This window comes from Fibrobacter sp. UWR4 (assembly GCF_003149045.1).
Taxonomy (GTDB): Bacteria; Fibrobacterota; Fibrobacteria; order Fibrobacterales; family Fibrobacteraceae; genus Fibrobacter.
The window spans coordinates 21,103-34,138 of record NZ_QGDU01000021.1; the positions used below are offsets into that span (position 1 = coordinate 21,103).

Annotated in this window: 11 protein-coding genes and 2 tRNA genes; 4 read left to right on the forward strand and 9 right to left on the reverse strand. The window is 48.0% G+C overall.

Going from position 1 to position 13,036, the window contains the following annotated elements; translation table 11 throughout:
* Nucleotides 1-61: 61 nt before the first annotated feature.
* The 3 genes from BGX12_RS09870 to BGX12_RS09880 all read left to right on the forward strand — a co-directional run bounded on the left by BGX12_RS09870 (nt 62) and on the right by BGX12_RS09880 (nt 5,868).
* Nucleotides 62-667, forward strand: a complete 606-nt coding sequence (locus BGX12_RS09870; RefSeq protein ID WP_233246352.1) for a hypothetical protein — start codon at nt 62-64, stop codon at nt 665-667.
* 147 nt (nt 668-814) lie between these two features.
* Nucleotides 815-1,885 carry an HD domain-containing phosphohydrolase gene (locus tag BGX12_RS09875; RefSeq protein ID WP_109735906.1) on the forward strand — a complete coding sequence of 357 codons (1,071 nt, stop codon included), beginning with the start codon at nt 815-817 and terminating at the stop codon, nt 1,883-1,885.
* Between the two features lie 11 nt (nt 1,886-1,896).
* Complete coding sequence (locus BGX12_RS09880; RefSeq protein ID WP_109735907.1) at nt 1,897-5,868, forward strand: response regulator; 3,972 nt, start codon at nt 1,897-1,899, stop codon at nt 5,866-5,868.
* A gap of 14 nt (nt 5,869-5,882) precedes the next feature.
* On the opposite strand, the gene BGX12_RS09885 is transcribed toward BGX12_RS09880, so the two are convergent.
* The 5 genes from BGX12_RS09885 to BGX12_RS09905 all read right to left on the reverse strand — a co-directional run bounded on the left by BGX12_RS09885 (nt 5,883) and on the right by BGX12_RS09905 (nt 10,080).
* A complete protein-coding gene (locus tag BGX12_RS09885; protein WP_233246353.1) occupies nt 5,883-6,167 on the reverse strand; it encodes a zinc ribbon domain-containing protein in 285 nt (94 codons plus the stop codon).
* Nucleotides 6,168-6,186: 19 nt separating this feature from the next.
* Nucleotides 6,187-7,068, reverse strand: a complete 882-nt coding sequence (locus tag BGX12_RS09890) for a hypothetical protein (protein ID WP_109735908.1) — start codon at nt 7,066-7,068, stop codon at nt 6,187-6,189.
* A gap of 355 nt (nt 7,069-7,423) precedes the next feature.
* Nucleotides 7,424-8,422 carry a class II fructose-bisphosphate aldolase gene (locus BGX12_RS09895; protein WP_109735909.1) on the reverse strand — a complete coding sequence of 333 codons (999 nt, stop codon included), beginning with the start codon at nt 8,420-8,422 and terminating at the stop codon, nt 7,424-7,426.
* Between the two features lie 117 nt (nt 8,423-8,539).
* Nucleotides 8,540-9,685, reverse strand: a complete 1,146-nt coding sequence (locus BGX12_RS09900) for an OmpA family protein (RefSeq protein WP_109735910.1) — start codon at nt 9,683-9,685, stop codon at nt 8,540-8,542.
* Nucleotides 9,685-10,080, reverse strand: coding sequence for a DUF4398 domain-containing protein (locus BGX12_RS09905; protein ID WP_109735911.1), 396 nt, complete (start codon nt 10,078-10,080; stop codon nt 9,685-9,687). Before BGX12_RS09905 ends, BGX12_RS09900 begins: the two co-directional genes overlap by 1 nt.
* Nucleotides 10,081-10,227: 147 nt before the next feature.
* On the opposite strand from BGX12_RS09905, the gene BGX12_RS09910 reads away from it, so the two are divergent.
* Nucleotides 10,228-11,442 carry an RICIN domain-containing protein gene (locus tag BGX12_RS09910; protein ID WP_109735912.1) on the forward strand — a complete coding sequence of 405 codons (1,215 nt, stop codon included), beginning with the start codon at nt 10,228-10,230 and terminating at the stop codon, nt 11,440-11,442.
* Nucleotides 11,443-11,960: 518 nt separating this feature from the next.
* Here the strand turns inward: BGX12_RS09910 and BGX12_RS09915 are convergent.
* The 4 genes from BGX12_RS09915 to tnpA all read right to left on the reverse strand — a co-directional run bounded on the left by BGX12_RS09915 (nt 11,961) and on the right by tnpA (nt 13,007).
* A tRNA-Asp gene (locus tag BGX12_RS09915) sits at nt 11,961-12,036 on the reverse strand.
* A 24-nt stretch (nt 12,037-12,060) separates the two neighbouring features.
* A tRNA-Val gene (locus BGX12_RS09920) sits at nt 12,061-12,135 on the reverse strand.
* 17 nt (nt 12,136-12,152) lie between these two features.
* Complete coding sequence (locus tag BGX12_RS09925) at nt 12,153-12,353, reverse strand: hypothetical protein (RefSeq protein ID WP_109735913.1); 201 nt, start codon at nt 12,351-12,353, stop codon at nt 12,153-12,155.
* 201 nt (nt 12,354-12,554) lie between these two features.
* Nucleotides 12,555-13,007 (reverse strand): IS200/IS605 family transposase, encoded by a 453-nt coding sequence (gene tnpA, locus BGX12_RS09930; protein ID WP_109735914.1) that lies wholly within the window; start codon nt 13,005-13,007, stop codon nt 12,555-12,557.
* Nucleotides 13,008-13,036: the final 29 nt, after the last annotated feature.

The following is a 13,036-nucleotide window of genomic DNA, read 5'->3' on the forward strand; positions in this document are numbered from 1 at the left end:
TGGGAAATATAACTTTTTCTAATATTCACCTCGATAACACAAAAGTATTACTTTGTAATTTATGCTGAAATTGTACTTGACCACCTGTCCGGATGACTTTGCCGGTGAATATGACGATATTGAGGAAATGTTTAAGCGGGGGCTTTCTCGTCTTATCCTTAAGAAGCGTCGCGGAACCGCCGATGACTATGAGCGCTGGCTGCTTTCCTTGCCCATGGAATATCGTGAACGGATTTGGGTGTGGGGTACTCCCGATACGGCGGAACAGCTGGATGTCCGTGGCTGTGTGGCAGAAGCAGGTTCCTTCATGAGGGAGGTTCCCGAGTCCTGGAAACGTGTGAACTGCATTGCCTTCTGCCGATCCCTAGAACAGGTGAAGGATTTACCTGACTGGGTGGCAGGAGCCCTTGTAGGACCTGTTTTTCAGCCATTTTCTGCCTTAGAGCCTGTAAAAACTCTGGCAGATCGTGCCGAGTCACTAGAAAAATTGGCTGAGGAAATGTCTGAATTAGGTGGAAGAGTCCCGCTTATTGTCTTTGGGGGCTTTGATCAGGATAATCTTTCCGAGGCCAAGAAACTTCCTGTTTCTGGTGTTTCCCTGCTGGGTGGAATCTGGAATTATGCGGATTCCTTAAATGCCTTTATAAAGACCTCTAGGTTTGTCTAAAAAAATGGATGGAGTGTGTTCTATATCACATCCGTTTCTTAAAAAAAACTTTCTCATTTGTGTTTTTTGACGAAAAAAGGCGATTTTTGTTCCAAATTGGAATAAAATAAATTGTCCCATTCCAAAATCATAACATATATTAGGGGCATGGATAGCTCATTCGCTAAGATTCTCGTTATTGACGATACGAAAACCAACATTGAAGTGTTGGAAGGTATCTTGTGCGGTGAGTACGACATGTATGTGGCCCTCAACGGAAAGAAGGGCTTGCTCCTGACCGAAAAGGTAAAACCGGATCTTATTCTCCTGGATGTGATGATGCCGGAGATGGATGGCTACGAAACCCTCCGCCAGATGAAGGCCCGGGGCCTTGTGGACGATACTCCGGTCATTTTCCTGACTGCAAAGGCTGACGCCAAGAGTGAACAGACTGGCTTGGACCTTGGTGCAGTGGACTACATTGTCAAACCCTTTAATCCGGATCTTGTTCGCCTTCGTATCAAGAACCAGCTGGAATTCAAGCACCAACGTGATCATCTCCACGAACTAGTGGATGAAAAGACTCGAGATCTTCGCAAGACTTTGAAGGTCCTGCTGACCAGCCTTGGTGCCCTTTCTGAATATCGTGATACGGATACGGGCGAACACATTAAGCGCACTCAGGTTCTTGTCCAGATGCTTGCTGAAAGACTGAAGAACCATCCTGATTTTAGCGCCGCTATTCCTAGCAAGGAATACATTGACTTTTATGCAACCGCAGCTCCCTTGCACGATATTGGCAAGGTGGGTATTCCTGATGAAATTCTCCATAAGCCAGCAAGGCTTACGGACGAAGAACGTGAAATCATGAGTAAGCATCCCCAGATGGGATACGACGTGGTGTACAATGCTACCCGTGAGTTGACGAATCATCCTTTGATAAAGATTGCTGCGGATATAATTTTGAATCACCATGAACGTTGGGATGGCAAGGGCTATCCTAATGGAATCAAGGGAAATGAAATCCCTGTTGGCGCAAGACTGATGGCAGTTGCTGACGTCTATGATGCCCTGGTTTCCCGTAGACCCTACAAGGAACCGTACCCTCATGAAGTTGCCGCTGCCGAAATTCAGAGTGGTCGCGGTACGCAGTTTGACCCTGCAGTTGTGGATGCCTTTATGGAAATTCAGTCCCTGCTGCCTGCCCTTTACGAACAGTTTAAGGACGGAATTATTTAGGGAGTTGTCCCATGACTCAAAATCCCTTAAATGACAAGCGTCGTCGCCTAAGATGGCGCATTTCTTTTGTTTATGCCATTCCCATGCTGGTGGCATCCGTTGTTCTTGTATGCTTTTTCTATTTCATGGTCCGCTCCATGTTCGTTACCTCTGCGTATTCTTCTGCAGAAAGCAACTTGAAGAACAAGGTGGTCTATAGCGTCGAGAAGCTTTTGACGGATTATGAAAAAGACTTCATGGACTTGGCCAAGAAAGCTCAGTACTATCAGGCAGGAGCCCTAAAGGGGCAAACATCCAAGCAGATTCTTCGGGATGATGGCGTGGTAGACCTGTATTATGGCTCCAGTAAGGGTGAGTATAGTTCTGCTAGGGGTATGAAACTGGAAAGCGGTAAGTCCGAATTCCGTACAACCGCATGGTATCTGGAAGCAGCCCGAAAGAAGGGGCTTGCGTTCTCTGGACCGAACGTTCGCCGTGATTTGGGAAAGATGACCATGACCTTGTCCCATCCCATTTGGGATAAGAATAAGAGGGTCACTTCCGTTATTGCGGAAGATCTGGATTTGCATGAGATCCGCACGTCTATGGGATCCCTTGCTCGTGATGAAGGTGGTATCACGTTGCTCCTGAGCAAGGAAAACGATAACCTGATCACCTATTTCCCTTATGAAACCAATATGGGTAAGGTGGTCCAGGATACGGTGGAAAACTTGCTGGAAATGGTTTCCGGAAGTTTTAGCGCGGATACATTAAGTGCCGCAGAAGTCCTTCGTTTTGAAAGAACCAATGAACATCATCAGCGCATGGTGTTCATGGTGGTGAGTTTAAAGAATAAGCCATTCTACGTGATTCATGCCGCCCAGCAGAACCGCATTGTATCCGGCGTGGAAAACCACATTTCTGCATTCATTCTTCTGGTTGTCCTTGCTGTGATTATCCTGATGGGTGCCGCCGCCATCGTGTCCCATATGCTGTTTAGTCGGTATATCCAGAGAGACCTGAGCGATAGCGTGAGCTCGAGTACCATGTTCGACACTTTGCTAGGAAGTGATAACTTTAGGATTATCCTGACGAATGATACCTTTGATATCCTCCACGCCAGCGCTTACGTCATGGACTTCCTTACGGATGGGGATGATATTAAGGGTCAAATTCTCTTTAAGTACATTGATTCTGATCAGTTCAAGAAGTTTGCACATCGTGTGGCGATGGGCGGTGAAATGCACGCCAGTGAACGCAAGATTCGTGTGCCAGTAAAGAGCTTTAATGGGGAAATCGCATGGTGGGGAATCTTCTTCCAGGTGCTGGTGGAAGATAACGGTGAAATGCGTTACCTCTTTATGATTACCGATGAAACCAGCGGTATTCAGAAGGATACCATCCTTGACACCATCATGATGTCTGCTGATCACTCTATCCTGATCATTTTCGACAGATACCTGAAGGTGACCTATATTTCCAAGCAGTTGGCCGATTTCTTTGGCTGCGAATGGAAATCCCTGATTGGTCTTAAGCTGGATGAACTGAAGGACATTGGTCTTCCAGAGAATATGATCCGATCCTTGAAGAGGTCCTTCAGCAAGCAGGATCTTTGGAAGGATTCCTTTGAATTAAAATCCGAGGCCTTGCATACCAGCGTCTGGTTCCGTGGCGAAGCCTGTACCTTGGCCATGCAGGAAACTCTGGTGGGCTACATGCTTTCCATGATCGATATTTCCGAAGTGGTGGCAGCTCGTGAAATTGCAGAACAGGCTACCCAGGCAAAGAGCGAATTCCTGGCCAATATGAGTCATGAAATCCGTACGCCTATGAATGCCATTATCGGTATGGCCCACCTGACTTCCGAAACACAGCTGGATGAACATCAGCGCGGATTTATCGATCGAATTAGCGCCGCAGCGAAGTCCTTGCTCGGAATTATCAACAACATCCTGGACTTCTCCAAAATTGAAGCCAAGAAGCAGGAACTTGAAAATACACAGCTTGTGCTTCAGGATGTGCTGGGTGAGGTGGCTGCCCTTGCGGAAGTCCGTATTGATGGAAAACCCATTGAACTGATCGTGGATATCGATCCTGAAATTCCGGAAATCCTGATGGGTGACCCTCTACGAATTTCTCAGATCTTTACCAACCTGATCAATAATGCAACCAAGTTTACGGAAAAGGGAAACATCACCCTCCGTGTTGAAATGCTCCAGCGCAATGCCGGTAGTGTCAAACTGTCCTTCAGTGTAATTGATACTGGCATCGGTATGACTCCGGAACAGCGTAGCCGTCTGTTTAACGCTTTCACTCAGGCGGATGGCTCTACAACGCGTAAGTATGGCGGTACTGGCCTGGGCCTGGTGATTTCCAAGTCCCTGGTGGAATTGATGGGTGGCCAGATGCAGGTGGAAAGTGAACCAGGTGTTGGTTCCAGGTTCTTCTTTACAATCACGTTGCCCATTGCACCTGCCTCTGCCGCTCAGCCCAAGTGGATGGACGTGGAGGATTTCAAGGGAAAGAATATTCTCCTTGTGGATGATTGCGCCAACCTGAGAACGGTCTTGCGCCGTTACTTGACCATGTTACAGTGCGTCGTGGAAGAAGCTTCTTCTGTGGATGAAGCCCTGGATTTGATTCAGGCTCATGATGAAGCAGGGGAGGATCCCTACGATTTGTTCCTGGTGGATTACGAAATGCCTATCCTGAACGGATTCGATTTTGTTCATGGTCTAAATGAAAAGATGGTCCTTGTTCCTAAGGTGCTGATGCATCCCATTCACTTTGACGAAAGTGACATGAGCAGGGCTTTGGGCCTGGGCTTTTGTAGTTGTGTTCCTAAGCCTCTCCAGATGGGCTCTCTCCTGAGTTCCATGCAGGAAGCCGTTGGACTTGAACCGACCTACAAGAAGGCGAAGAAGAAAGAAAAGAGCAAGATTTACTTTAAGGAGGCAAAGGTCCTGCTGGTGGAAGACAACCAGATGAACCAGGAACTGGCTGTGTCCTTGCTGAATAGCGTGGGTCTTACCGTGGTTGTTGCTAACAATGGTAAGGAATCCCTGGAGGTATTGAAGAAGGATGCCTTTGATCTGGTGCTGATGGATATTCAGATGCCTGTGATGGATGGCTTGACCGCAACTAAGGAAATTCGTGCCCGGGAAGATGAATACTTCAAGAAGGTTCCGATTCTTGCCATGAGTGCCCGAGCCTTCCAGAAAGATACGGAAGAATGCTTTGCTGCAGGTATGAATGCCCATATTGTGAAACCTATCGATCCGTCCCTGCTATACGAGGAAATGGCGAAGTTCCTGGCGGTTGCATCCGAAACGCCTATGGTTGCCACTGCCGATACGGAAAAGGAAGCTATTTCTCCGGAAGATCGCGAATTTGTGAACCAGTTCCAGAAGGTTCGTGATTTCGATGCGGAAACGGGCTTCTATCATGCCAATAGCAGCCGTAGCATTTACCTGAAGATTGTGCAGGGCTTTGTCCGTGATTATGGCAACAGCAGCTTTGATCTTCATCGTCTGCTGGAAAATCATGATTACGAATTGGCTTCCCGTACGGTACATACCATCAAGGGATTGTGCGGTACAATTGGTGCAGGTCAAACACAGAAACTTGGATCTGAACTGGAGGAACAGCTGTCTGAAAAGACCTGCAATCCTGCTCTCTTAAGTTCCTTTGAAAATAGCCTGAAGAATTTGATTCAGGATTTGGAAGTTGTTCTAGTTAATGTTGTCCAGGAAAATACGGAATCGGCCCCGAAACAGGCTGATCCTGAAGCTCAGGAGAAGCTGAAGACCGCCGTAACTGCCTTGAAGGATGCGTTGGATAACTGTTCTTCGACCCTCTGTAAGCGTATTCTGGATGATGTGGAATACATTTCCTTTATTCCGGAACAGGAACGCCTGCTTCGTAAACTGAAGGAACAGATTGATGATTATGACTTCACTGAAGCCGCTGAAACCCTTGAGGCTCTTGAAAAAACTCTAGCATAGAAAGCCTGATTTGGCTAATGCAGAACCATGGCTGCCATAAAGGCTAATGCCACGATAATGGCCGCGATGGTGCCCACGACACCCATTCCCTTGGACCTTTTCTTGTTGCCCAGGGAGTCCTCTCCAAATTCATTTTCTAGGATTTCGTCGTAGTCGGGGAGTTCTTCGTCGGCAAATTCTGCGCCGTCCTTCCAACCTGTATTTTTGTCGCTGCCACAGTGACGGCAGAAGGTGGCGTCAGGTTTAAGTTCGGCGCCGCAGTGGGGGCAAGTCATGGTTACAGAATCGTTTGTTTTCATAGAAGGCAATATACAAAACTTACTGGATCTGCTTTCGATGCATTTCTTTTTCTGCATCGGGGATAATATCTTCCAGTTTGCCGGTGTTTAAATCGTAACGGTAGATGAAGGTTTCGTTTTTGTGTGTTTCTGGACGGTCCCTATCTTTTACAACGAAGATGAGGGTGGGGGTATTCTTGATCATGTAGTAGTATTCAATTTCCATATGGGGCAGTGAGACTACTTTCATGGAACCCGCATCTATATCGTATAGATAGAAGTCTCCATTGTCGTCCTGGTTGAGATAGCCGTCCTTATTGGTGTCGTTTTCCGTTCCGATAAAGGCCAGGTAGCGCTTCTTTCCGTTGCGGATAATACTTAAGTTCCAACCGGTAAAGCGTTTGTCCATGATTGACTTGTGGATTTTGCCTGCGTCATTTTCATAGACCAGGTTGACGAACTGTTCTGTATAATAAGACTTGAGGAAGGCGGTATCAGGCTTTCGAACTCTCTTGACAGGGGTATCTTCTTTCTTTTCTTCCAGGGACATGGCCGTTGCCAATTCCGAGGGGGAATCTTCATCAAAGACGACTTCATCTACGCTTGCTTCATAAAAACCGAAGCGGTCGAAACGGCGTTCTGGCTTTTCCATGGTTCTTGCCACGACGGGAACGACGAATTCCATCTTTTCAGGATTGAGAACGATGATGTCTTTATAGGAAATGTACTGGGTGTTTTCCTTTTTCTTGTTGTTCTTTTCCGCCACTTCTTTGGAAATGCTGCCATTATTTCTGTCGTATTCCGATTCTGTTGGGAACAGGACCTCACTAGCGAACGTGTATGCCAAACCGAACATTAAAAATAGCGTGGGTATGGAGATGATGGCGAAAACAATGCGATTATACTTTTGAAGCTTGGACATAAGAACCTCCTATTTTTATCCTCCTTAAACTAAAAATGTTTTGGACGAAAAATTCAAAAAAATCTTGTAAAACAATGGATACTATAAAAAGACCCGCCTTTGAAGGGCGAGTCCTTTTTAACTTCACTAAGTTAGGCGAGCAAGGCTTAGTGCGAGCGGTCTATCCGTGAAAAAAGGCACTCGGTAGAACCGAGCGCCTTTTTGAGAGCGAGCGCTTAACGCAGGTACTTGTCCTGATTCTAGCGCGAACGGTCTCTATCCGTGAACGAAAAAGACCTGCCTTGTAGGGCAGGTCCTTTTCGTGAGAGCGAGTGCCTAACACAGGTTCATCACCCGAGTTTAGCACGAGCGGTCATTAAAGCTTGTCGTTAGAACCAAGAACGTCAACGATCTTGTGTTCGTACATCTTCTGCATGTTTTCGCGAGCCGGCTTCAGGTACTGACGCGGGTCGAAATGATCCGGGTGTTCGTTGAAGTACTTACGAACTGCAGCAGTCATAGCGAGACGAGAGTCGGAGTCGATGTTGATCTTGCAAACTGCAGACTTGGAAGCCTTGCGGAGCTGTTCTTCCGGAATACCAACTGCATCGGGGAGCTTACCGCCGTTTTCGTTGATGGTCTTAACTTCGTCCTGAGGAACGGAAGAAGAACCGTGGAGAACGATGGGGAAGCCCGGGAGTTCCTTTTCGATGGCTTCGAGAACGTCGAATGCCAGGGGAGGCGGAACCAGGATGCCGTCAGCGTTGCGAGTGCACTGTTCCGGCTTGAACTTGTAAGCACCGTGAGAAGTACCGATGGAGATTGCGAGAGAGTCGCAACCAGTACGGGTAGCGAAGTCAACAACTTCTTCCGGCTTGGTGTAGTGAGAAACTTCAGAAGCAACTTCGTCTTCAACACCGGCGAGAACACCGAGTTCAGCTTCAACGGTAACGTCGTGAGCGTGAGCGTATTCAACAACCTTCTTGGTGAGGGCGATGTTTTCTTCGTACGGGAGAGAAGAACCGTCGATCATAACGGAAGAGAAGCCGTTGTCGATGCAGTCCTTGCACAGTTCGAAAGAGTCACCGTGGTCGAGGTGGAGAACGATCTGCGGATTTGCGCAGCCCAGTTCCTTAGCGTATTCAACAGCACCCTGAGCCATGTAGCGGAGGATAGTGCCGTTAGCATAGTTACGAGCGCCCTTAGAAACCTGCATGATCACCGGAGACTTCTGCTTAACGGAAGCCTGAACGATTGCCTGCATCTGTTCCATGGTGTTGAAGTTGAAAGCCGGGATAGCATAGCCACCAGCAACAGCCTTCTTGAACATTTCCTTGGTGTTAACCAAGCCGAGTTCCTTGTAAGAAACTGCCATTGTTTTACCTCTTGTTTGTTTATTGGCGACTTGCGCCGCCGGTTTAAGATTACAGGCCGGAATTTAGAAAATTTGAGTCAATTTGGAAACAGTTTCCGGCAAAATATGTGATTTCGACTACTTGGCAGGCTGTTCTGCTGCCGGTGCAGGCTGTTCTGCCGCGGGAACAGACTGTTCTGCTGCCGGTGTGGCCTGTTCTGCCGCCGGTTGTTGGGCCTGCAGAGCCTTGTCCTGGATCACCAGATCCACACGACGGTTCTTCTGGCGACCTTCCTTGGTGGAGTTGTCTGCAATAGGCATGGTCATACCCAGGCCCTTGGCGGTAAGACGGCTTGCGTCGATACCCTGGTCCACCAGGAACTTCATCACGTTGTCGGCACGCTGCTGGGACAACTTCATGTTGTGTTCCTCGGAACCCGTATTGTCGGTGTTACCTTCGATAGAGACGCTGAACTGCTGATAGACAGAGAGGATGCCGGCAACCTTTGCAAGGCTGGTCTTCAGGTCCTGCTTCAGGTCGGCCTTGTTCACGGCGAACAGAATGTCGGACATGGAGAGGATAATGCCACGGGCGTCCTTAGACACCTGAATCATCTTGGACTGAAGCTCGTTCAGCTTGTTCATGGCTTCCTGCTGGCGAGCTTCTGCCTTGGCGCGTTCTTCGGCTAGAGCCTTCTTTTCTGCTTCCAGGGCGGCCTGTTCTTCGGCCAGCTTCTGCTGGAGTTCTGCTTCACGTTCACCAGCAGCCTTTAGTGCTGCTTCCTGGGCGGCTGCTTCGGCCTGGAACTTTTCCTGATTCTTCTGCATTTCTGCCTGGAGGCGGGCTTCCTGATCCTTGGACTGGGACAGTCGAGCCTTTTCTGCTTCCAGATCTGCTGCCAGGCTGGACATCTTGCCGCTACGGGCGCTGGCGATCTGTTCCTGGATGGCTTCGATGGAGCGGTTGGTTGCATTGCGCTTTTCCCAGTTTTCTGCAATCTTGTTGCGGAGAGTCTGGGTTTCTGCCTGAAGCTTAATGATGCTTGCGTACTTCTGGCAGTTGTCTGCCAATGCCGGGATTCGTTCGGAATCTTCGTCGTCGGCCATAACCGTAAGAAGTTCGTTATAGACGCCCTGAGCCTGTGCTAGGGTCAACTTTGCGGAAAGAGCGTTTGCGGGAATGGTGGCTTTGGCTTCGTTCAACGCTGCCAGGCATTCGTCCAGAGGGGCGGCGAAACTCATGGAAGCTGCCAGAAGGCCCAGAGAAATAATCTTCTTGTTCATTACTTTGCCTCCTTCTTGGTTTCCTTGTCCAGAATGCTCTGATAGATGAGCTTTCTTTCTACGTCAGCGCGGAGTTCCTTTTCCACCTTTTCGTTTTCCTTCTTGGCCTGATCGCGTTCTGCGGTTGCCAAGGCAAGGCGGAGTTCGAGATCAGCCTGTTCGGCGAGGGCCTGAGCCTGTTCTTCTTCGCCATCTGCCTGCAGGGCCTTTGCGGAATCCAGTTTGGCGGTTGCATCGGCGGTGACTGCTGCGTCAAGCTTGGCGTCATTTGCCAAAGTCATGGTTGCTTCGGCCTGACCGAGGGAACGGGTGGATGTATTCTTGTTGCCTGCACAGCCGGTAAGGGCCAAGAGTGCAGTCAAAGCAATACTACTAGCGATATACATTGCCTTCATGAGGGTCACTCCTTTACTCAAATTTTCGCACTAAAACTACAAATTTTTGCGTATAAAATATCCTAGCTCACAGAAAACTTTTTTTACTTGATGTAAAAGAATGTTTATGATAGATTTAAAGGAAGGTGTATTGGTCTGGAGTGAATTATGATTGCTAGCTATTCCCGTCTTGTCTCAGGAACAATATTTTCTGTTTTCCTGGCATTTGTCCCTAATGCCATTGCAAAGGTGGATTATCATCTAAATAAGGTGGAGAATCCCTCCGAAGACGAACTGGATGCTTACAAGCGTATTTCTGCCGCTATGGATTCTGCGGTTTTCATCTATAACAAGTATACGCATCTTAGCAAGCATATCGAGGTCCACTACAATACTGGAGTCCAGACTGCCGACGCCAGCTATAATGGAACCATGCGTTTTGGTGCAGGTCGCGCCTATATGAACGTGCGTACTGCCCTTCACGAAATGGGACATACTATGGGTATGGGCACCACCACCGAATACAGAAACATGCTTAAGGATGGCGTTTTCCAAGGGCCCATCGCTCAGGCTAAGGTCAAGGAATTGACCGGGGACCCGACCACCGTTTTAAAGGGTGACTCCCAGCATTTTTGGCCCTTCGGCTTGAACTACGATAGCGAAATGAAGTCAGAGCAGGACCTGATCAACCATGCTCTGATGGTGGAGGCCATGTATCAGGATATCTTCAAGGAAGCATTCTTTATGGAGGCTCGCGTGGAGTATATGGCTGATGGGCGTTGCATGGGCATTACCGAAAGTAACGGCCTGGAAATGATGGACTGTTCCGGCGACCGCACTATCGCCAAAGTCTGGAGCATCGGGGAAAATCCGGTAACCTACAGATTTGAATTCGGTGACAGGGTCATCGATGTTCCTAATGAGTCAACTGCCGCGGGGATTGTTATTGGAACTTATTCCTGGAATGGAGGTGCTCACCAGAGGTACGTTTTTGAAGTAGCTCCCGTAAATACTCCTGATGCCTTCTACCTGCAGAATTTCAAGAGCAAACTTTACTTGCTGCCAGATGGCAAGAATATTGTTCAGGATCAGCGTAGTCGTGATATTCAGTCTGGTGTATGGATTTTGCGTAAACCTTCCGATTATGCGGGGGATACGACCTCTGTCGTTCCTGGTGATACTGTGGTGCCTGTAGATTCCGTTGTTCCGGGCGACACTGTTGGCTCTGATTCCCTGGTGCAGGATTCATCTGCTACGGAAGGACTGAACAAGAGGGCTGTTGTTTACCCCCGTACCCTTATGCTTCCTGCGAGAAAGTTTGATGCCATGGGCCGCTCCGTAAAGTGGGAGCGTAAACAATCTAAGTACATCAAGCTTTTCTAGACGATGTTCGCTATAGCCTACTGTGGCGATGCGGTACGAAGGACTAAATCTCGCTGTCGCCTGTGTTTGGTCCTTTGAATCGGGACGCAGTGTGGTAGAAGAAAGGACTAGACTGCGTGAGTGCGCACATTTGGTCCTTTTTTTTGTCCTTTCATTGATGGAAAATTAGTGCATCGAAGGACTAAATCTCGCTGTCGCCTGTGTTTGGTCCTTTGAATCGGGACGCAGTGTGGTAGAAGAAAGGACTAGACAGCGTGAGTGCGCGCATTTGGTCCTTTTTTTTGTCCATTCGTTGATGAAAAATTAGTGCATCGAAGGACTAAATCTCGCTGTTGCCTGTGTTTGGTCCTTTGAATCGGGACGCAGTGTGGTAGAAGAAAGGACTAGACTGCGTGAGTGCGCACGATTAGTCCTTTGTTTGCGTTTTCGGATAACTAAATAATGTTTGTTCTGGATGGAATAGATGGTGGAAGGGGGAGGTATGCAAAAAAGGACCTTCTTTCGAAGATCCTTTTTAGCGGGATAGACGAGGCTTGAACTCGCAACCTCCGGCGTGACAGGCCGGTGCTCTAACCAAAATTGAGCTACCACCCCAAATCGTTTCCGATTTTTCGGTAGTGGGCGATAACGGATTCGAACCGCTGACATTCTGCTTGTAAGGCAGACGCTCTGAACCAGCTGAGCTAATCGCCCGAAAGGGTTGTTCAGGATTACTGAACTTCGTCCTTATTGTCTTTCTTGCCCTTCCAGAGAATTCCTACAGGAATAATCACCAGGTAGGCGAGGCAGAGAATAAGGGGTGCAACCGTAAGGGAAACCGGATTTTCTGCAGGGCCAGTAGCGAGGCAGAAGAAACCGATAACCAGAAGGACAACGCCAAGAGCAATAAGAAGAAGATTCTTTTTTGTCATGTGTCACCTACCGTTTCACGATTACGAAGCCAAATATACAAAGTTATAGTGTCTTGTCAAGGTGAATTGCTGAAAAAAGTCAAGTTTTTTAATCACAAACCACCCCTAAGAGGGGTGGTTTGATCTACCCCTAGAAGGGGTTATTACTGCCAGCGCCTTAATGACGCTGGCTTTCTCTTCGTTCAAGCCATTGTGGACTGATTACCGGCCACCCTTGAAAGGGTCGGTGTATTCTTTTGTAGCCAGCTTATCTTCTATTTGATCAGCTTTCTCCTGCTCTCGGATATACTTCTGTACGGTCGCAGTGTTTAAACCCACCGTACTCACGTAATACCCCGTAGCCCAGAAGTGTTTATTACCGTACTTGTATTTCAAGTTGGCATGCCGCTCAAAAATCATCATCGCTGATTTACCTTTTAAGTAGCCCATAAAATTCGAGACCGAATATTTGGGAGGTATTGAAAGGAGCAGATGAATGTGGTCGCACATTAGATGCCCTTCAATTATGGTCACACCTTTCCATTTGCACAAATCTTTTATAATTTGGCGGATATCAGCCCGCAATTCGTAAAAGATAACTTTGCGACGGTACTTGGGAGTAAATACGATATGGTATTTGCACACATACTTTGTGTGCGCTAGACTTTCTGCCATTTTGGAATGTCTCCATTTTGATAGTGTTG